General features: G+C 69.3%; 17 protein-coding genes and 3 pseudogenes. 16 read left to right on the top strand and 4 right to left on the bottom strand.

Annotated features, from left to right (window positions below; translation table 11 throughout):
- The first annotated feature begins 148 nt into the window (after positions 1-148).
- From JHW41_RS11850 to JHW41_RS26915, 9 genes and pseudogenes are all read left to right on the top strand, one after another.
- The gene (locus JHW41_RS11850) at positions 149-2,980 is read left to right on the top strand and encodes a 2-oxoglutarate dehydrogenase E1 component (RefSeq protein WP_250450188.1); all 2,832 of its coding nucleotides are present in this window, start codon (positions 149-151) and stop codon (positions 2,978-2,980) included.
- Between the two features lie 106 nt (positions 2,981-3,086).
- Positions 3,087-4,295 carry a dihydrolipoyllysine-residue succinyltransferase gene (sucB, locus tag JHW41_RS11845; RefSeq protein ID WP_250450179.1) on the top strand — a complete coding sequence of 403 codons (1,209 nt, stop codon included), beginning with the start codon at positions 3,087-3,089 and terminating at the stop codon, positions 4,293-4,295.
- Between the two features lie 116 nt (positions 4,296-4,411).
- On the top strand, positions 4,412-5,836 hold the full coding sequence (gene lpdA, locus JHW41_RS11840; protein WP_250450177.1) for a dihydrolipoyl dehydrogenase: 1,425 nt from the start codon (positions 4,412-4,414) through the stop codon (positions 5,834-5,836).
- 128 nt (positions 5,837-5,964) lie between these two features.
- Positions 5,965-6,558, top strand: a complete 594-nt coding sequence (locus JHW41_RS11835) for a TIGR00730 family Rossman fold protein (protein ID WP_250450175.1) — start codon at positions 5,965-5,967, stop codon at positions 6,556-6,558.
- 343 nt (positions 6,559-6,901) lie between these two features.
- Positions 6,902-7,219, top strand: a complete 318-nt coding sequence (locus JHW41_RS11830; RefSeq protein ID WP_250450173.1) for a GIY-YIG nuclease family protein — start codon at positions 6,902-6,904, stop codon at positions 7,217-7,219.
- 34 nt (positions 7,220-7,253) lie between these two features.
- The gene (locus JHW41_RS11825) at positions 7,254-8,246 is read left to right on the top strand and encodes a YhdH/YhfP family quinone oxidoreductase (protein WP_250450163.1); all 993 of its coding nucleotides are present in this window, start codon (positions 7,254-7,256) and stop codon (positions 8,244-8,246) included.
- A 59-nt stretch (positions 8,247-8,305) separates the two neighbouring features.
- The gene (locus tag JHW41_RS11820; protein WP_057947771.1) at positions 8,306-8,677 is read left to right on the top strand and encodes a response regulator; all 372 of its coding nucleotides are present in this window, start codon (positions 8,306-8,308) and stop codon (positions 8,675-8,677) included.
- A gap of 313 nt (positions 8,678-8,990) precedes the next feature.
- Positions 8,991-9,053 (top strand): annotated as a pseudogene (locus tag JHW41_RS26920) (DUF6053 domain-containing protein); the annotation flags it as partial.
- A 74-nt stretch (positions 9,054-9,127) separates the two neighbouring features.
- A pseudogene (locus JHW41_RS26915) lies at positions 9,128-9,190 on the top strand (DUF6053 domain-containing protein); the annotation flags it as partial.
- A 115-nt stretch (positions 9,191-9,305) separates the two neighbouring features.
- On the opposite strand, the gene JHW41_RS11815 reads toward JHW41_RS26915, so the two are convergent.
- A complete protein-coding gene (locus JHW41_RS11815) occupies positions 9,306-10,202 on the bottom strand; it encodes a DnaJ C-terminal domain-containing protein (RefSeq protein ID WP_250450161.1) in 897 nt (298 codons plus the stop codon).
- Between the two features lie 238 nt (positions 10,203-10,440).
- On the opposite strand from JHW41_RS11815, the gene JHW41_RS11810 reads away from it, so the two are divergent.
- Entirely contained in the window at positions 10,441-10,917 is a 477-nt protein-coding gene (locus tag JHW41_RS11810; protein WP_078998456.1) for a peroxiredoxin, read from the top strand.
- 114 nt (positions 10,918-11,031) lie between these two features.
- Positions 11,032-11,679, top strand: coding sequence for a ferritin-like domain-containing protein (locus JHW41_RS11805; protein ID WP_078998459.1), 648 nt, complete (start codon positions 11,032-11,034; stop codon positions 11,677-11,679).
- Positions 11,680-11,894: 215 nt separating this feature from the next.
- On the opposite strand, the gene JHW41_RS11800 is transcribed toward JHW41_RS11805, so the two are convergent.
- Positions 11,895-12,497, bottom strand: a complete 603-nt coding sequence (locus JHW41_RS11800) for an NAD(P)H-dependent oxidoreductase (RefSeq protein WP_250450152.1) — start codon at positions 12,495-12,497, stop codon at positions 11,895-11,897.
- A gap of 124 nt (positions 12,498-12,621) precedes the next feature.
- On the opposite strand from JHW41_RS11800, the gene JHW41_RS26910 reads away from it, so the two are divergent.
- From JHW41_RS26910 to JHW41_RS26905, 4 genes and pseudogenes are all read left to right on the top strand, one after another.
- Entirely contained in the window at positions 12,622-12,675 is a 54-nt protein-coding gene (locus tag JHW41_RS26910; RefSeq protein ID WP_425606368.1) for a DUF6053 domain-containing protein, read from the top strand.
- Between the two features lie 66 nt (positions 12,676-12,741).
- A complete protein-coding gene (locus JHW41_RS11795; RefSeq protein ID WP_250450149.1) occupies positions 12,742-13,491 on the top strand; it encodes a hypothetical protein in 750 nt (249 codons plus the stop codon).
- Positions 13,492-13,497: 6 nt separating this feature from the next.
- Positions 13,498-13,887 carry a hypothetical protein gene (locus JHW41_RS11790; protein WP_250450147.1) on the top strand — a complete coding sequence of 130 codons (390 nt, stop codon included), beginning with the start codon at positions 13,498-13,500 and terminating at the stop codon, positions 13,885-13,887.
- Between the two features lie 88 nt (positions 13,888-13,975).
- A pseudogene (locus JHW41_RS26905) lies at positions 13,976-14,044 on the top strand (hypothetical protein); the annotation flags it as partial.
- Here the strand turns inward: JHW41_RS26905 and pbpC are convergent.
- A complete protein-coding gene (gene pbpC, locus JHW41_RS11785) occupies positions 14,028-16,427 on the bottom strand; it encodes a penicillin-binding protein 1C (protein WP_343226615.1) in 2,400 nt (799 codons plus the stop codon). The pseudogene JHW41_RS26905 and the gene pbpC sit on opposite strands and share 17 nt — an antisense overlap.
- A 12-nt stretch (positions 16,428-16,439) precedes the next feature.
- Between pbpC and JHW41_RS26900 the strand changes: the two genes are divergently transcribed.
- Entirely contained in the window at positions 16,440-16,628 is a 189-nt protein-coding gene (locus JHW41_RS26900) for a DUF6053 domain-containing protein (protein WP_428995507.1), read from the top strand.
- On the opposite strand, the gene JHW41_RS11780 is transcribed toward JHW41_RS26900, so the two are convergent.
- Entirely contained in the window at positions 16,559-17,644 is a 1,086-nt protein-coding gene (locus JHW41_RS11780) for a hypothetical protein (protein WP_250450145.1), read from the bottom strand. The genes JHW41_RS26900 and JHW41_RS11780 overlap by 70 nt on opposite strands.
- Positions 17,645-17,723 lie beyond the last annotated feature (79 nt).

Genomic DNA, 17,723 nt, shown 5'->3' with positions numbered 1-17,723 from the left:
AAATCGAACCAAAACCGCCACATAGACGTAAGTAGTTATGCCTTTGCGCTTAACACTGCCGCTATAATTCCGAGCCTTGTCTGCGCCCGGCACCGCGCCCGATCGCGCCGACCCCACTCCCGTCCCCTAGAGTTTCCCGATAGCCATCGTGGACAGTCTCCTGAAGCAGTTCTCGCAGTCCTCGCAACTCGGCGCCAACGCCGCCTTCATCGAAGACCTGTACGAGCAGTACCTGGTCGATCCCGACAGCGTCGGGCCCAAGTGGAAAGCCTATTTCGACGGCTTCAAGGGCCGCGAGGCCGGCGACGTGCCGCACTCGGCGGCGATCGAGAGCATCACCCAGGCCGGCAAGGCCGCCGCGCGCGGCGCGGTCGCCGCGGCGGGCGCCAGCTCCGGCGGCGACGAGCGCGAGCGCATGGTCGGCAAGGTGATCACCGCGTACCGTTCGCGCGGCCACCTCGCCGCCGACATCGACCCGCTCGGCCTGCTGCAGAAACCCGACGCGCCGGACCTGGCGCTGGGCTTCCACCGCCTGTCCGAAAGCGACCAGTCGGTCGAATTCTCCACCGGCGGCGTCGCCGGCAAGGAACGCATGAAGCTCGGCGACCTCGTCGCCCTGCTCAAGGCGACCTACACCGGCCCGATCGGCGCCGAGTTCATGCATATCGCCGACGCCGAACAGCGCCGCTGGATGTACGAGCGCCTGGAAACCGCCGGCGGCAAGTTCGGCCGCAGCGTGCAGGACAAGAAGCGCATCCTCGAGCGCCTGACCGCGGCCGACGGCCTGGAGCGCTACCTGGGCACCAAGTACGTCGGCCAGAAGCGCTTCTCGCTGGAAGGCGGCGACGCGCTGATCCCGCTGATGGACGTGACCATCCGCCGCGCCGGCGAACAGGGCGTGCAGGACGTGGTGATCGGCATGGCCCACCGCGGCCGCCTCAACGTCCTGGTCAACACCCTCGGCAAGCCGCCGCGCAAGCTGTTCGACGAATTCGAAGGCAAGTTCGACCACGACGAGCACGCCAAGAGCGGCGACGTGAAGTACCACATGGGCTTCAGCGCCGACGTCGCCACCCCGGGCGGCCCGGTCCACCTGGCGCTGGCGTTCAACCCCTCGCACCTGGAAATCGTCAACCCGGTGGTCGCCGGCAGCGTGCGTTCGCGCCAGACCCGCCGCGGCGACAACGGCCGCGCCCAGGTGCTGCCGGTGCTGCTGCACGGCGACGCCGCGTTCGCCGGCCAGGGCGTGGGCATGGAGCTGTTCCAGATGTCGCAGGCGCGCGGCTTCGCCGTCGGCGGCACCGTGCACATCGTCATCAACAACCAGGTCGGCTTCACCACGTCCGAGCGCCAGGACGCGCGTTCGACCCTGTACTGCACCGACGTGGCCAAGATGGTCGGCGCGCCGATCCTGCACGTGAACTCCGACCACCCCGAAGCGGTGGTGTTCTGCGCCGAGCTGGCGCTGGACTTCCGCCAGCGCTTCGGCCGCGACGTGGTCATCGACCTGGTCTGCTACCGCCGCCACGGCCATAACGAGGCCGACGAGCCGGCGGCGACCCAGCCGCTGATGTACCAGGTAATCCGCAAGCACAAGACTCCGCGCGAGCTCTACGCCGAGCAGCTGGTCGGCGAAGGCGCGATCAAGGCCGAAGAGGCCCAGGCGCTGGTCGACGGCTACCGCAACAAGCTCGACGCCGGCGAAGTCACCACCGAACTGGTCGAGGTCAAGCCCGACGAGTTCACCATCGACTGGTCCAAGTACCTGCAGGGCAAGCTCAGCGATCCGGTCGACACCACCTTCGACCGCAGCAAGCTCGACCAGCTCGCGGTCGAGATCAACGCGGTCCCCGACAGCGTCAAGCTGCACCCGCGCGTGGCCAAGATCTACGAAGACCGGCGCAAGATGTCGGCCGGCGAGCAGCCGGGCGACTGGGGCTTCGCCGAGAACCTGGCTTACGCGACCCTGATCAGCGAAGGCTACAAGCTGCGCCTGGTCGGCCAGGACAGCGGCCGCGGCACCTTCTTCCACCGCCACGCGATCCTGCACGAGCAGAGCACCGACGAATACGTCATGCCGCTGCGCCGGCTGGTCAAGAACCCGACCGACGTCACCATCATCGACTCGCTGCTGTCGGAAGAGGCGGTGATGGCGTTCGAGTACGGCTACTCGACCGCCGATCCCATGACCCTGGACATCTGGGAAGCGCAGTTCGGCGACTTCGCCAACGGCGCGCAGGTGGTGATCGACCAGTTCCTGTCCTCGGGCGAGGCCAAGTGGGGCCGCCTGTGCGGGTTGGCGCTGTTCCTGCCGCACGGCTACGAAGGCCAGGGCCCCGAGCACAGCTCGGCGCGCCTGGAGCGCTTCCTGCAGCTGTGCGCGCTGGACAACATGCTGGTGTGCGCGCCGACCACCCCGGCCCAGGCCTACCACATGATCCGCCGGCAGATGCGCATGAGCACGCGCAAGCCGCTGGTGGTGATGACGCCCAAGTCGCTGCTGCGCCACAAGCTGGCGGTGTCGAGCCTGGACGAGCTGGCCAACGGCGAGTTCCAGCACCTGATCCCGGACAACGCCGCCGACCCGAAGAAGGTCAAGCGCGTGGTGCTGTGCTCGGGCAAGGTCTATTACGACCTGTTCGAGCAGGCGCAGAAGGACGGCCTCGACAACGTCGCCATCCTCCGCGTCGAGCAGCTCTACCCGTTCCCGCGCGAAGCCCTGGCCGCGCAGCTCAAGCGCTTCAGCGGCGCCAAGGACGTGGTGTGGTGCCAGGAAGAGCCGCAGAACCAGGGCGCTTGGTACCAGATCCGCCACCACCTGACCGCGTGCCTGGCGCCGAAGCAGGCCCTGCACTACACCGGCCGCGCCCGCTCGCCCTCGCCGGCGGCCGGCCACCTGGCCGACCACGTCGCCGAGCAGGCCAAGCTGGTCGCCGACGCGCTGGTCAATTCGCTGCACGGCGAGTCCAGCGCCGAGTAAGGCGCGGACTGTTTCAGGAAGCGCCGGCGCCGCGTGAGGCGCCAGCGCTTCGCCGGACACCCCAGATTAGAAATTCCACCTTCAAGCACTCCAGGATGCCTGCCCCATGAGCACCGAGATCAAAGTCCCCGTTCTGCCCGAGTCGGTCTCCGACGCCACGATCGCCACGTGGCACAAGAAGCCGGGCGACGCGGTCAAGCGCGACGAGAACCTGGTCGACCTCGAAACCGACAAGGTCGTGCTCGAAGTGCCCTCGCCGGTCGACGGCGTGCTCAAGGAAATCAAGTTCGAGGAAGGCGCGACCGTGACCAGCCAGCAGCTGATCGCGATCGTCGAAGCCGGCGCCGCCGCGGCCGGTCCGGCCGCCGAAGCCGCGCCCGCCGCCGCCAAGACCGAGGCCGCTCCGGCCGCCGGCGCGCAGCCGGTGACGCCGAAGGCCGACGCGCCCAAGGCCCCGGCCGCCAACGACCAGCTGCCGCCGGGCGCGCGCTTCGCCGCCAACACCCAGGGCGTGGACGCCTCGCAGGTCGAAGGCACCGGCCGCAAGGGCGCGGTGACCAAGGAAGACATCGTCAACTACGCCAAGAACGGCGGCGTAGGCTCGGCCGCCGGCGCGCGTCCGGAAGAGCGCGTGCCGATGACCCGCATGCGCGCGCGCATCGCCGAGCGCCTGATGCAGTCGAAGAACTCCATCGCCATGCTGACCTCGTTCAACGAAGTCAACCTGGGCAAGGTCATGGCCATGCGCAAGGAGCTCGGCGAGTCCTTCGAGAAGGCCAACGGGGTCAAGCTCGGCTTCATGAGCTTCTTCGCCAAGGCCGCCGCGAACGCGCTGCAGCGCCACCCGATCGTCAACGCCTCGGTCGACGGCAACGACGTGATCTACCACGGCTACGCCGACATCTCGATCGCCGTGTCGACCGACAAGGGCCTGGTGACCCCGGTGCTGCGCAACGTCGAGCGCCTGGGCTTCGCCGACATCGAAAAGGCCATCGGCGACTACGCCAAGAAGGCCCGCGACGGCAAGCTGGCGCTGGAAGACCTGCAGGGCGGCACCTTCACCATCACCAACGGCGGCACCTTCGGCTCGCTGATGTCGACCCCGATCGTCAACCCGCCGCAGTCGGCGATCCTGGGCATGCACGCTATCAAGGAGCGCGCCATCGTCGAGAACGGCCAGGTCGTGGCCGCGCCGATGATGTACATCGCGTTGTCCTACGATCACCGCATCATCGACGGCAAGGACGCGGTGCTGTTCCTGGTCGACATCAAGAACCAGCTGGAAAATCCGCACCGCATGCTGCTCGGCATGTAAGAGCGAGTGGATAGCGGGGAGGAGCGAGGAGCGAGCGAACGCTTTTTCTCACTCCTCGCTTCTCTGCGCTCACTCCTACTGCTCCCCTACTCCGAGCTAGACAAGGATCAACCGCAATGTCTGAACAATTCGACGTAGTCGTCATCGGCGCCGGCCCGGCCGGCTACCACGCCGCCATCCGCGCCGCGCAGTTGGGCCTGAAGACCGCGTGCATCGACGCGGCGCTCGGCAAGGACGGCAAGCCGGCGCTGGGCGGCACCTGCCTGCGCGTGGGCTGCATCCCGTCCAAGGCCCTGCTCGACAGCTCGCGCCAATACTGGAACCTGCAGCACCTGTTCGGCGAGCACGGCATCAGCGCCGACAACGCCAAGATCGACGTCGGCACGATGGTCGGCCGCAAGGACAAGATCGTTAAGCAGTTCACCGGCGGCATCGCGATGCTGTTCAAGGCGAACAAGATCGCGCCGTACTACGGCTTCGGCACCCTGCACCCGGGCAACATCGTCAAGGTCAAGCAGCACGACGGCAGCGAAGTCGAGCTCAAGGGCACCAACGTCATCATCGCCGCCGGTTCGGATTCGATCGAGCTGCCGTTCGCCAAGTTCGACGGCGACAAGATCGTCGACAACGTCGGCGCGCTGGACTTCACCGAAGTGCCCAAGCGCCTGGGCGTGATCGGCGCCGGCGTGATCGGCCTGGAACTGGGCAGCGTGTGGAAGCGCCTGGGTTCGGAAGTCACCATCCTCGAAGCGATGCCCGATTTCCTCGCCGCCGCCGATGCCGAAGTCGCCAAGACCGCGGCCAAGGAATTCAAGAAGCAGGGCCTGGACATCAAGCTCGGCGCCAAGGTCTCGAAGGCCGAGATCAAGGGCGACGAGGTCCACCTGACCTACAACGACGGCAAGGCCGACCAGCAACTGGTCGTCGACAAGCTGCTCGTCGCCGTCGGCCGCCGCGCCGCGTCGAAGGGCCTGCTCGCCGACGGCACCGGGGTCAAGCTCAACGAGCGCGGCCAGATCGAAGTCGACGAACACTGCCACACCGGCGTCGACGGCGTGTGGGCGGTCGGCGACTGCGTGCGCGGCCCGATGCTGGCGCACAAGGGCTTCGAGGAAGGCATCGCGGTGGCCGAACTGATCGCCGGCCTGCCGGGCCACGTCAACTTCGACACCATCCCGTGGGTGATCTACACCGAGCCGGAAATCGCCTGGGTCGGCCAGACCGAGCAGCAGCTCAAGGCCGACGGCGTGCCGTACAAGACCGGCAGCTTCCCGTTCGCGGCGATCGGCCGCGCGGTGGCCATGGGCGAGCCGGCCGGCTTCGTCAAGGTCATCGCCCATGCCGAAACCGACCGCGTGCTCGGCCTGCACCTGGTCGGCGTCGGCGTCTCCGAGCTGGTCCACGAAGGCGTGCTGACCATGGAGTTCAAGGGTTCCGCCGACGACCTCGCGCGCATCTGCCACGCCCACCCGACCCTGTCGGAAGCGATCCACGACGCGGCGATGGCGGTCGACAAGCGCGCGATCCACAAGGCCAACTGACCGGCCGGCATCGACGAAAACGGCGCACCTGGTGCGCCGTTTTTCGTTTCGGCGCCGGCGATGCGGCGCGGCCGCCGGCGCGCAGCAACGACAACAACAATAAAAACCATAACGAAGGCAGGCAAACCATGAAAACCCTCTGCGTGTACTGCGGCTCCAACGCCGGCTCCAGGCCCATCTACACCGAACGCGCGATGGCGCTGGGCAACCGCCTGGCCCGCGACGGTGTCGCCCTGGTCTATGGCGGCGGCAACGTCGGCCTGATGGGCGTGGTCGCCGACGCCGTGCTCGAGGCCGGCGGCGAGGCGATCGGGGTGATTCCCGAGCAGTTGGTCAACTGGGAAGTCGCCCATCGCGGCCTGAGCAAGCTCGAGATCGTCGGCTCCATGCACGAGCGCAAGCAGCGCATGTTCGACCTCGCCGACGGCTTCGTCGCCCTGCCCGGCGGCTTCGGCACCCTCGACGAGATGTTCGAGATGCTGACCTGGCGCCAGCTCGGCATCGGCGACAAGCCCTGCGCCTTCCTCGACATCGACGGCTTCTACTCGCCGCTGATGGGCATGCTCGACCGCATGGTCGAGGAACGCTTCCTGCACGCCGACCAGCGCCGCGACCTGTGGCACGGCGACGACCTCGACGCGATGCTGGCGTGGATGCGCGCCTACGAGCCGGCGCAGGCGTCGAAGTGGATGGACGAGAAGCGGCGCGGCGCGTTGCGTTGAGACGCCCAGGCGTCCGTGCTTCACTGCGGTCCCCGCGCCTGCCCTTGCCTGGCTCCGGTACTCTGCATCCGTCATTCCGGCGAAAGCCGGAATCCATTTTGATTTGGCTGTTGTTTCCGCTGCGGCACGAGCAAGAGCGACGGCAAGAATCAAAATGGATTCCGGCTTTCGCCGGAATGACGGGCGCAGGGCTCGCGAGACCGGAGAAGCCGATCAACGCCTTCATAGGCCGGATCGGCATTCCGGCATCACGGCTGTAGGAAACCGCCGCGTCAGCGTCGGTTCCGCCCCATCGCGGCCCGCATCATGCTTTTATCGAAGGCCCCGCCTAGGACTCGCATGGATGCGAACCCGAACCCCTTGCGTCTATCTGCTCGCCAGCGCGCCGCGCGGCACGCTGTATGCCGGTGTCACATCCGACCCGATCCAACGCATCTGGCAGCATCGAAACGATCTGACCGAAGGCTTCACCCGACGTCATGGCGTGCATGTTCTGGTCTGGTACGAACTGCACCCGGACATGCTTTCGGCCATCATCCGCGAAAAACGCATCAAATCCTGGAAGCGCGCCTGGAAGCTCGAACTGATCGAGTCCGCCAACCCGCAATGGCGCGACCTCTACTCCGCTATCATCGGCGCGTCCGCAGCGCCCGCGTCCTGAACCGCAACGGCGCGCACCAGGAGTCCGCCACGCCATGACCGTCCCCGCCGCGTTCAACGCCTTCCGCATCCACAACGACGCCGCCGCTTATCGCAGCGGCATCGAACAAGTGTCGATCGACGACCTCGCGCCCGGCGAGGTGACGATCAAGACCGCGTACTCCTCGATCAACTTCAAGGACGCGCTGGCCGGCACCGGCGAAGGCAAGATCCTGCGCAAGTTCCCGCTGGTCGGCGGCATCGACGTGGCCGGGCACGTGGTCGCCTCCAGCGATGCCAAGTTCAAGGAAGGCGACGCGGTGCTGGTTACCGGCTGCGGCCTCAGCGAGACCCGCGACGGCGGCTACAGCGAGTACGCGCGGCTGGACGCGAAATGGGCGATCCCGCTGCCGGCCGGGCTGAGCCTGCGCGAGAGCATGGTGCTGGGCACCGCCGGCTTCACCGCGGCGCTGGCGCTGTTCCGGCTGCTGGAAAACCGCCAGACGCCCGAGTTGGGCCCGCTCGCGGTCAGCGGCGCCAGCGGCGGCGTGGGCTCGCTCGCGCTCGACATCTTCAGCCGTGCCGGCTTCGAAGCGCATGCGATCAGCGGCAAGGCCGAACAGGCCGACTACCTCAAGTCCATCGGCGCCAGCCAGGTGCTCGGCCGCGATGCCCTGGCCACCACCCGGCCGATGGAATCGGCGCGCTTCGGCGGCGGCCTCGACAACGTCGGCGGGCCGATGCTCGCCAGCCTGCTCGCGCAGACCGCGCCGTACGGCAACGTCGCGACCGCCGGCCTCGCCGCGACGCACGATCTGGGCACCACGGTGATGCCGTTCATCATCCGCGGCGTGTCCCTGCTCGGCATCGCTTCCGCCGGCACCGCGCGCGCGATCCGCGACGAGATCTGGCAGCGTCTGGCGAGCGACTGGAAGCCTGCCCACCTGGACCGCATCTGCACCCGCGAAGTGGCCCTGTCCGAGCTGCCGCAGGTCTTCCCGGGCATGCTCGCCGGCGGCTCGCTGGGGCGGACCCTGGTCGTGATCTAGTTGGCATTGCAGCCGCGCGGCGCGTCGCTACAATCGGCCGCAAGTTCCAGGGGAAAGATATGGCGCGTATTTTGATCGTCGACGATTCGCCGTCCCAGCTGATGGGCATCCGTCGCATCGTCGAGAAGCTGGGCCACGAGGCCCTCACCGCAGAAGACGGCGCCGCCGGCGTCGAGGCCGCCAAGCGCGAGCTGCCCGACCTGATCCTGATGGACGTGGTCATGCCGAACCTCAACGGGTTCCAGGCCACGCGCTCGATCTGTCGGGAAAGCACCACCAAGCACATCCCGATCGTGCTGGTCACCACCAAGGACCAGGACACCGACCGGGTGTGGGGCATGCGCCAGGGCGCCAAGGCCTACATCACCAAGCCGTTCAGCGAGACCGACCTGTCCGAGATCATCGGCCAGTTGCTGCCCTCGGCCGGCTGAACCGGGCGCGGCCCACGGCCGCGGCGGCATCGGATGAATGCGGGAATCCCGGCGCGAGCCGGGATTCTTGCGTTTGGGCGCCGCGCATTCCGCCGCGATGTTGCGCAGGCATGTGCCGAAAGCCTCCGTTCGCCACCCTGAAGGTGTTCCGCGCGTCGGCTGGGCCGCGCCGTCGATCGTGTCGCCGCAGCGGCGGCGGAGAGTTTGCTCAGGCCGCTTCGGAACATCGCCGCGGTGGATCGAAAAGCATCGGGCCTGAAGGCCATCCCACAAAGAGCATGGCCGGTGGCCGGAGCGATCGGCCGGAGATTCCGTGGGAGGGGCTTCAGCTCCGACGCTTTCGGCTCAGGTCGCTTCGAAACATCGCCGCGGCGGAGCGGAAAGCGTCGGGCCTGAAGGCCCTCCCACAAAGAGCATGGCCGGTGGCCGGAGCTATCGCCTGGAGATTCCGTGGGAGGGGCTTCAGCCCCGACGCTTTCGGCTCAGGTCGCTTCGGAACATCGCCGCGGCGGAGCGGAAAGCGTCGGGCCTGAAGGCCCTCCCACAAAAGCAGAGGCCTCGCATCGAAGGCGAGGTCCTGCCGAAAACGCTTGCCGCCCGTTGCAAGAGCCGAGCCGCCGCAGGCGGCTCAACCGCGCCGCCAGTCCTCGCCGAACGCCGCGCGCAGGCCTTCGTAGGCCTCGCGCTGGGCCTCGTTGTCCGCGCGTGGCGCCAGCACTTCCAGTTCGACGATCTGGTCGCCCGCCGGGCTGCCCGGCAGGCCGCGGCCGCGCAGGCGCAGTTTGCGGCCGGCTTCGGAATTGGCCGGGATCTTCAGTTCGACCGGGCCGCCGAGGGTCGGCACGCTGACGCTGGCGCCCAACGCGGCTTCCCACGGCGCCAGTTCCAGCACGTGGATGACGTTGCGTCCGTCCACTTCGAACTGCGGGTGCGCGGCGTACTCGATTTCCAGCAGCAAGTCGCCGTGCGTGCCCTGCCCGGCCAGGCGGATCAGCTGACCGGGGCGGATGCCCTTGGGCACGCGCACGTCCAGGGTCTTGTGGTTGACCGAGATGCGCACTTGCCCGCCCTCATAGACGGTCTCCAGCGACACCGCCAGGCGCGCGCGGGTGTCGCCGCGCGGCGGCGCGCCGCGCTGCTGGAAGCCGCCCGTGCCGGGCGCGGCGCGGCCGCGTCCGAACAGGGTCTCGAAGAAGTCGCTGAAACCGCCGCCCGCGCCGCCGCCGGCGAAGATCTCCTCGAAGTCCGGGCCGCCCGGGCCGCCGCCGAAACCGCCCGGCGGCGGCTGCACTTCGTCGCCGGGACGATAGCCGCGCACGCGCAGCTGATCGTAGGCGGCGCGCTTCTGCGGATCGCGCAGCGCCTCGTAGGCCTCGTTGACGGCCTTGAAGCTCTCTTCCGCGCCGGCTTCCTTGCTGACGTCGGGATGGTACTTGCGCGCCAGACGGCGATACGCGGTCTTGATCTCCGCTTCGCCCGCGCTGGGCTCCACGCCCAGGGTCTCGTAGTAATCCTTGAACTGCATCGATGCTCGCTCCCACGGCGCAAGCGCCAAGCGCAGCGCTGTCCGCACAGCCCGCCTTGACGCATCATTAACCCCACAGCATGGCGACGACCGGCGCATTTTCAAGCGCTCCGGCCGCTGCGCCCGGCTCGCGGCGCTGTCCGCGTCGCGGGCGTCCGCATGCGGCGCCCACGACCCGGCTTTGACGCAAAGTTTAGCCCCGGCTTCCTAGACTTCACCCTCACCCCAGGAGAATCCCATGAGCATCCAGGTCGGCGACCGCCTGCCCGAAGTCGCGCTCAAGCGCATCAACGAAGGCATCGAGACGGTCGATACCCGCGCCCTGTTCGACGACCGCAAGGCGGTGCTGTTCGCGGTGCCCGGTGCCTTCACTCCGACCTGTTCGGAAAAGCACCTGCCGGGCTTCGTCGAGCACTTCCAGCAATTCCGCGACAAGGGCATCGACGTGGCCTGCCTGGCCGTCAACGATCCCTTCGTCATGCAGGCCTGGGCGCAGAGCCAGCACGTGCCCGACGGCATGCTGATGCTGTCCGACGGCAACGGCGACCTGACCCGCGCGCTGGGCCTGGAGCTCGACGCCAGCGCCTACGGCATGGGCACGCGCGCCAAGCGCTTCGCCCTGTACGCCGAGAACGGCGTGGTCAAGCAGTTGCACGTCGAGCAGCCGGGCGAGTACCGCGTGTCCTCGGCCGAATACATGCTCGAACAGGTCTGATCCGCTGCGCCGGGCCCGCCGCGCGCGGGCCCGGCGCATGCGCTCGCCCAGTATCGATCCCACTTCCACGCATCGAGGTACCCCCGCCCTTCCCCCGACCCGCCAGGAGACGTCATGTCCGCCAAGCCAGTCAGCCAGCGCGAAACCGCTCCGTCCAAGGCCGCCGCGGCGAAAACCGCCACGCCCACGTCCGGCAAATCCTCCGCGAAGTCCTCCGCGACCGGTTCTTCGGACTTCGTCGCCGACATCGGCGCCATCCGCGCCCGCGCCCGCAAGCACATCGAGGACGGCGCCGTCACCGCCAGCTACGCCGCCGACCGCGAAGCGGTGATCCGGCTGCTCAACGACGCGCTGGCCACCGAGATCGTCTGCGTGCTGCGCTACAAGCGCCACTACTTCATGGCCAGCGGCTTGATGGCCGATGCGATCAAGGCCGAATTCCTCGAACACGCCAACGAAGAACAGGCCCACGCCGACCTGATCGCCGAACGCATCGTCCAGCTCGGCGGCGAACCCGACCTCAATCCCGATGCGCTCTCGCGCCGCGCCCACGCCGAATACGTGGAAGGCAGCGACCTGCGCGACATGGTCAAGGAGGACTTGATCGCCGAGCGCATCGCCATCGACAGCTACCGCGCGATCATCGACTTCGTCGGCGACAAGGACACCACGACCAAGCGCATGATGGAGCACATCCTGGCGCAGGAAGAGGAGCATGCCGACGAGTTGGCGGACATGCTCGACGGATGGACGGGGCGCTGAGCGGCCGTCGCTAACGGCGCTGTACGCGTTGAGGCGTTGCGTTCGCGGTGACGCGCCTGGGTGCGATGGCCGGTCGCGGCGCGATCCGAAGCGACGCGGTCGCGGCTTGCGCCGCTCCTACCGGGGCGAGTCGGAAGATGCGCTCCCCCTGTAGGAGCGGCGCAAGCCGCGACCGCGCCACCACGAACGACCGCGAGCGCATCAGGGGCCGGTAATTACGCCGCCGCGCAATGCGCCCCTTCGACGAACACCCCGCGCCCCACTTCGAACGCCGCCGCCAAATGCGCCGTCGCGTCGCGCTCCTCGGTATCGAAGCGGAACGTCGAACCGGCCACGCACGCGCCGCAGTAATCGAAGATGCCGTGGTCGATCTGGGTCTTCATCGCCACGTCGTAGGCGTGCTTGAGGTAGGTGCGCTCGTCGGCGCCGCCCAGGCCCAGCAGGTGCACGCGCAGGCGCTGCAGGCGGCCGGTCACGCGGCCGTCCTGGGTCGCATAGGCCCAGCCGTTGGCGAAGGTGCGGTCGATCCAGCCCTTGAGCAGCGCCGGCATCGACCACCAGTACACCGGATAGACCAGCACCACCGCGTCGGCGCGCTCGATCCGCGCCTGTTCGGCGAGCACGTCGGCCGGCAGCGGCGCGCGGCCGCGGTAGGCGTCGTGGTCGGCCTGGCCGTAGCGCGGGTCGAACCCCTCGGCGGCGAGGTCGGCGAGTTCGAAGCTGTGGCCGGCGGCGCGCGCGCCCTCGCCGACTTGGGCGGCGACGGCGTGGGTCAGCGAATCGGCGGCGGGATGGGCGAGGACGATCAAGACGTGCATGGGGGCTCCGGAAATATTACGAAAAGTAACTTACTATTTGTAAGCTACTTTTTGTAAATTCTGTTGTCAATCCGCTGCGGCCTATCGGCTCACTGCGGCCGCAGGCTCAGTCTTTGAGCGGCGCATCGCGATCTGGGACGAAAGCATCGGGACTGAAGTCCCTCCCACAAGCGCCTGAACCGAACGCCGCGCGATCGGCGCCGCGGGCGCGGCAACGGCCGCGCGGCGTGCTTACACTCGCGGCATGAGCCGACATATGGAAATCGCGCGGCTGCGCGAACGCCTGGAACGCGACCACTGGCCCCGCCTGCAGATGAGCCTGATCGTGCTGCTGACCGGCGCGGTCGGCTTCCTGGCCTCGTTCGCGCTGCTGCAGGCCGGACTGCACAGCATGGCCTTGCGCTATCCCCTCGCCGCCTGCGCCGCTTATGCGGCGTTCCTGCTGTTGCTGTGGACCTGGGCGCGCACCCGCGGGCGCGCGTTCGACCAGCTCGATGCGCCAGACTTCGGCGGCGGCTCGGGCGGCGGTCCTTCCGGCGCCGGCTGCAACGGCGGCGGCGGCCACAGCGGCGGCGGCGGCGCCAGTTCCAGCTTCGACGCGCCGGCGTCCTTGCCGCTGCCGCGCAGCGCGAGCACCGGCGGCGACAGCGACTCGGGCTTCTCGCTGCTCGACGGCGCCGACGATTTCGGCTGGGTGCTGATCGCGATCGCCATCGCTCTGGGCGCCGTGCTCGCCGCCGGGTGGGTGGTGTGGATCGCGCCGGGCCTGATGGCCGAACTGTTGCTCGACGTGGCCCTGGCCGGCGGCCTGTACCGGCGCCTGCGCCGGATCGAATCGCAGCACTGGCTGTCGACCGCGCTGCGCCGCACCGCGCTGCCGTTCCTGCTGCTGGCGTTGCTCGCCGCCGCGGCCGGCTTCGCCGGATCGCGCTACGCGCCGGGCGCGGATTCCATCGGCGATGTGTTGGCCGCGCAGCGCGCGGATCGGGGCTGAGGCGGCATGGACGCGAACGACGGCGAAGCGTTCCGGTTCTGCCCCTGCGGCGAGGAGGCGACGATCCGCAGAGAAATCCAGGGCTTGTCGCTGCTGGTGACCTGCACCCGCTGCGGCATGGCCGCGGCGACCACCCGGCCGGACCTGGCGCGCATCGTCGCGATGCGCCATCGGCTTTCGCTTGCGCCGCAGCACCGCAACGAGGCCGACACCTTGCGCGCCGCGGCCTGCCTCGCCGCCGAAAGCGGGCAAGCCGCGCGCGACCTGCTGCGCGCGCTGCGCGAGGACGGCGCGCTGGCGGAGCTGACCGCGGTCGAAGCCGAGCGCTATGCGCAGGCGCTCGCGAGAAGCGGCTTGGAGGCGCGGATCGAGCCGCCGCCGTATTCGCTGGATTGAGCGCGGCAGAGCTTTTGTGGGAGGGGCTTCAGCCCCGATGCTTTTGTTTCAGATCGCTGTCGCCTGACACAAAAGCGTCGGGGCTGAAGCCCCTCCCACAACAGCCCTAGCCCAGCATCTCGATCAGCCCAGCATCTCGATCAGCGCAGCACCTTGAACCGCACCCGCGACCACGCGCCGGTATCGGCCAGCGCCGTCAGCGTGTGTTCGCCCGGCTCGCCGAAGTCGTAGTCGAACCGGCCGCGCCCGTCGGTCTCGCCGATCCAGCGTCCGTCGAGCAGCCAGCGCACCCGCGCGTCGCTGCCGAGCGCGCGCACCGACAGCCGCAGCGGCGTCGCGCTGCCGGGCGCGCGCGCGAGCGTGGCGAGATCGTCGATGCCTTCGATGCGCAGTTCCTCGGCGGCGTCGCGGCCGTCGGCGCTGCAATCCGGCGACAACGGCGGCAGCCGCGACGCCTTGCGGGTGTCCGCCGGCAGCCACGGCGAAGCCAGCGCCGGCCAGCGCGCCAGCGCGCGCGCCTCGCGCGCGTGCTCGCGCGCGCACTCGGCCGACAGCCGCAGGCCGCTGCGCGCGTCCACCTCGAACCGCTCTACGCCCGCGCTCCACAGCCGCGCGTCGCGCTCGGCGAAGGTCGGCGGCACCGAGCCGTCGAGCGTCCACGCCTCGCGCCGGCGCTGGCACAGCTGCGGCTGCGTCGGGTCCGGCGGCAGGCCCAGCGGCCAGCAGATCTCGATCTGGCGGACGCTGGAAGGCGGCGGCAGCGGCACGGCGTCGCCGCGCAGGCGCGGCAGGCTGTCGATCGTCTCGAACAGCAGCGGCAGCGCGGTCACCGCGCCGTACTGGCCCGGCAGCGGCGTGCCGTCGGGCCGGCCGACCCAGACCCCGACGGTATAGCGGCGCGTGCTGCCCAGCGCCCAGGCGTCGCGGAAGCCGTAGCTGGTGCCGGTCTTCCAGGCCACGCGCGGGCGGCCGCCGGCGTCGAAGGTCTGCTCGACGCTGCCGGGGCGCGGATTGGCTTCGAGGATTTCGCGCACGATCCAGGCCGCGCCCGGCGACAGCAGCCGGCGTTCGGTCTTCGCCGCGCCGAGTTGATAGCGCACGCGTCCGGCGATGCCGCCGCGATTGAACGCGGCATAGGCGCCGACCAGATCCTCCAGGCGCGCGCCGGTGCCGCCGAGGATCATCGCCAGGTTCGGCTGCGCGCCGCGCGGCCATTGCAGGTCGATGCCGGCGTGGGCCAGGCGCGCGGAGAAGCGCGCCGGGCCGACCCGGTCGAGCAGGTCCACCGCGGGAATGTTCAGCGACAGCCGCAACGCGCTGGCCGCGCCCACCGGCCCGTTGAAGGCGGTGTCGAAGTTGCCCGGGCGATAGCCGCCGAAGGATTGCGGCGCATCGACGAACAGGCTTTCCGAATGGATCAGCCCGTCGTCCATCGCCAGACCGTACAGGAACGGCTTGAGCGTGGAGCCCGGCGAGCGCCAGGCCTGGACCATATCGACGTGGCCCAGCCGCGCGGCGTCGCCGAAGGTCACCGAGCCGACGTAGGCGCGTGCTTCCAGGCTGGCGTTGTCGATCACCAGCAGCGCCGCGGACGTGCGTTCGGGCAAGCTGGAAAAATACGCGGCGACGCGGTCTTCCAGGGTGCGCTGCAACTGCGGGTCGATGGTCGAGACCACCCGCGCCGCGCGCGGATTGGCGAAGCGCAGGCGTTGCGCCAGCAGCGGCGCGAACCGCGGCGGCTGCAGCGAGCGCGCCACCACCGGCTCGACCCGGGCGTCGGCGACCTGGGCGCGCGTCCACACGCCCAGTTGCGCCATGCGCGCGAGCACCTTGTCGCGGGCCACGCGCGCGCGCTCGGGCTCGCGGTCCGGACGCAGCCGGCTCGGCGATTGCGGCAACACCGTGAGCAGCGCGGCCTCGGCGTGCGACAGGCGCGAGGACGGCTTGCCCAGGTAGGCCCAGCTCGCCGCTTCCACCCCTTCCACGGTGCCGCCGAACGGCGCTCGGTTGAGGTACAGCGCGAGGATCTGCGGCTTGGACAGATGCGCTTCGAGTTGCAGCGCGCGCAGCATCTGCCGGCTCTTGGCCCACAGGCTGCGGCGCGGTTCGCCGGGTTCGGCGTCGAGGATGCGCGCGACCTGCATGGTCAGGGTCGAACCGCCGGACACCACCCGCCCGCTGCGCAGCCACTGCGCGGCGGCGCGCGCCATCGCCGCGGGATTGATGCCCGGATGGCGGAAGAACCAGCGGTCTTCGTAGTTGAGCAGCGCTTGCAGGTACAGCGGCGAAACCTGCGCGGCGCCGACCGGATAACGCCACACCCCGTCGCGGTCGGCGAACGCGCGCAGCGGCGTGCCGTCGCGCGCGACCACCACCGCGCCGGCGTCGCGCGCGCGCGGCAGCGGCAGCGGGAAGGCCAGGTCGAGCAGCATCGTCGCGATCGCCAGGCAGGCCAGGGCCAGGGTCGCCCACAGCGCGGCGCGGCGCAGGCGGCTGCGGCGCGGCTTGGCGTTGGCGGCGGCAGCGGAGAAGAACGGCATCGAACGCTTTCGTTGTGTCGTGGGAGGGACTTCAGTCCCGACGCTCTCGTTTCAGATCGCGCCGAACCGGCAACGCTTTCAGCGATCTGGAACAAGAGCGTCGGGACTGAAGTCCCTCCCACAAGAGCGGCTCAGCCGGCGCCGTTGGGCAGTTGGATGCGCAACTCGCCGTCGATCAGGAACAGGCGCATCTCTTCGTAGACGCGGCGGCTGTCCTCCTCGCGCTTGAGCACTTCGCCCAGGGTCTTGGCCTCGGCCTTGACGTCCTTGCCGATGCCGCCGCTGACTTCGATCCGCGCCTGGATCAGTTCCTCGTTGCCTTCGTCGCGGTCCTCGTCCGGATCCCAGTCGATCCGCAGCTCGAACCACTCGGTTTCCGCGCCCTGCTGGCGCTGGCCGTACACGGTCTCGCCGCCTTCCTGGTCGGGCTTGGGTTCGAGCGCGCGGACCTGGCCGAGCAGCAGCGCGTAGTCGGCCAGGCGCTGCGCCGGGAACAGGCTGTCGAAATGACGCTCGGCCATGGCCTGGTCGATGCGGTCGTTGTTGCGCTCGGCCTCGTCGCCCAGCGGCGTGCCCTGCACCGGCACCGTGCCGAGCGGGATCGGGAACTTGAACGCGCGCAGGATCGCCTGCTTGTCCTTGCGCGCGAACGCATCGGCGAGCGCGCCCAGGCGCTGGCGCACGCGCGCGTCGGCGCTTTCGCCGGCGACCTTGGCCAGGGTCTTGCCGTTCCAGGCGTAGGTCAGGTACTCGCGGGTCTTGGGCCGCGCGGCGGTGCAGATGTCGGGCACCTGCAGATACAGCTTGCCCTGCTCGATCCGGTCCAGGTACACGCAGTCGTCGGCGGTGTCGGCGGCCGGCAGCAACAGCGGGCCGTCGGCGCGGCTGAGGATCGCCGCCCATTTCTTCAGCGTCGCCATCTGCGCGTCGGGCGTGCCTTCGCCGTACGCGACCACGACATCGTCGATGCCGTCGCCGTCGAGGTCTCCGACCAAGTGTTCATAGCCGAGACGCTCGAAATCCGGCACGCGCTTGCGCAGCGCGGCGAACGCGGCTTCGGCGGTCTGCTTGGGATCGGCAACAGGTTTAGCCGGCGCCGCGGCGGCAGGTGCCGCGGCCTGGGCGGCCGGCGCTTCGGCGGCGGACGGGTCGGCGGCCTTGCAGGCGGCCAACGCCAGGCCGATCAGCAACGCGGCGGACAATCGGGTGTAACGCATCTATCGCTCCTTGCGGGTGTTCGCGACCGGCGGGGGCCGGCCGAAGGTCGTGACCGAAGCTTCGGTCGAATGGGGCGCG

It is taken from the genome of Lysobacter enzymogenes (genome assembly GCF_023617245.1).
Taxonomy (GTDB): Bacteria; Pseudomonadota; Gammaproteobacteria; order Xanthomonadales; family Xanthomonadaceae; genus Lysobacter; species Lysobacter yananisis.
This window is presented reverse-complemented; position numbering and strand designations above follow the sequence as displayed.

Coding starts and splice junctions, on each gene's coding strand:
- sucB (WP_250450179.1), top strand. CDS start 3,087: ATGAGCACCGAGATCAAAGTCCCCGTTCTGCCCGAGTCGGTCTCCGAC.
- lpdA (WP_250450177.1), top strand. CDS start 4,412: ATGTCTGAACAATTCGACGTAGTCGTCATCGGCGCCGGCCCGGCCGGC.
- JHW41_RS11835 (WP_250450175.1), top strand. CDS start 5,965: ATGAAAACCCTCTGCGTGTACTGCGGCTCCAACGCCGGCTCCAGGCCC.
- JHW41_RS11830 (WP_250450173.1), top strand. CDS start 6,902: ATGCGAACCCGAACCCCTTGCGTCTATCTGCTCGCCAGCGCGCCGCGC.
- JHW41_RS11825 (WP_250450163.1), top strand. CDS start 7,254: ATGACCGTCCCCGCCGCGTTCAACGCCTTCCGCATCCACAACGACGCC.
- JHW41_RS11820 (WP_057947771.1), top strand. CDS start 8,306: ATGGCGCGTATTTTGATCGTCGACGATTCGCCGTCCCAGCTGATGGGC.
- JHW41_RS11815 (WP_250450161.1), bottom strand. CDS start 10,202: ATGCAGTTCAAGGATTACTACGAGACCCTGGGCGTGGAGCCCAGCGCG.
- JHW41_RS11810 (WP_078998456.1), top strand. CDS start 10,441: ATGAGCATCCAGGTCGGCGACCGCCTGCCCGAAGTCGCGCTCAAGCGC.
- JHW41_RS11805 (WP_078998459.1), top strand. CDS start 11,032: ATGTCCGCCAAGCCAGTCAGCCAGCGCGAAACCGCTCCGTCCAAGGCC.
- JHW41_RS11800 (WP_250450152.1), bottom strand. CDS start 12,497: ATGCACGTCTTGATCGTCCTCGCCCATCCCGCCGCCGATTCGCTGACC.
- JHW41_RS11795 (WP_250450149.1), top strand. CDS start 12,742: ATGAGCCGACATATGGAAATCGCGCGGCTGCGCGAACGCCTGGAACGC.
- JHW41_RS11790 (WP_250450147.1), top strand. CDS start 13,498: ATGGACGCGAACGACGGCGAAGCGTTCCGGTTCTGCCCCTGCGGCGAG.
- pbpC (WP_343226615.1), bottom strand. CDS start 16,427: ATGCCGTTCTTCTCCGCTGCCGCCGCCAACGCCAAGCCGCGCCGCAGC.
- JHW41_RS11780 (WP_250450145.1), bottom strand. CDS start 17,644: ATGCGTTACACCCGATTGTCCGCCGCGTTGCTGATCGGCCTGGCGTTG.